This window comes from Pseudomonas laurentiana (assembly GCF_014648275.1).
Taxonomy (GTDB): Bacteria; Pseudomonadota; Gammaproteobacteria; order Pseudomonadales; family Pseudomonadaceae; genus Aquipseudomonas; species Aquipseudomonas laurentiana.
The window spans coordinates 1-652 of sequence record NZ_BMQU01000133.1; the positions used below are offsets into that span (position 1 = coordinate 1).

A 652-nucleotide genomic window follows, 5' to 3' on the forward strand; every position below is an offset into this window, starting at 1 on the left:
CATTTACATACTATTAATACAAATATTACAATGTTTACTACAATAAAAGAAATAACTAATTAATTATTTCCTTACAATTATTATATTACTCAATACATTCACAAATAAGATTACTAATTTCATCAACTCTAATAATTACCATAAATATTATCCTAATTCTTTTATTAAAAAAAAAAAAAATAATACCTATAATAATCATAAAAAAATAATTAATCAATTATTTCTTTCATCATACCAAACATCCCAATATTTACATTAATAATACAAAAATAAAACCATTCTTTTTAAACAACAAAAAACAATTAATCAAATCCACAAACAAATTTTCCAACAAACTTTACAAAAAACTATAAAAACCCTAAATAATTATTTAAATAATAAATTACATTTACATACTATTAATACAAATATTAAAATATTTAATACAATAAAAAAAATAACTAATTAATTATTTCCTTACAATTATTATAAACATTATTTTTTTTTCTTCCAACAAAAAAATCAAAACAATACTCATAATAACCATTAAAACCAACAAAATTAATAATATTATCCATAAACATATTAAACAATATAATAAAAAAATAACAATTATAAATACCAATACCATACTTCAAATAAACAATAACATCACTCATATTTATAATCTTAA

At 16.0% G+C, this 652-nt stretch carries 1 protein-coding gene; it reads right to left on the reverse strand.

What is annotated here, in order from left to right; genetic code table 11:
• Positions 1–440 precede the first annotated feature (440 nt).
• Positions 441–652: hypothetical protein (locus IE038_RS25655; protein WP_229775743.1), on the reverse strand; the 212-nt coding region annotated here is incomplete at its 5' end.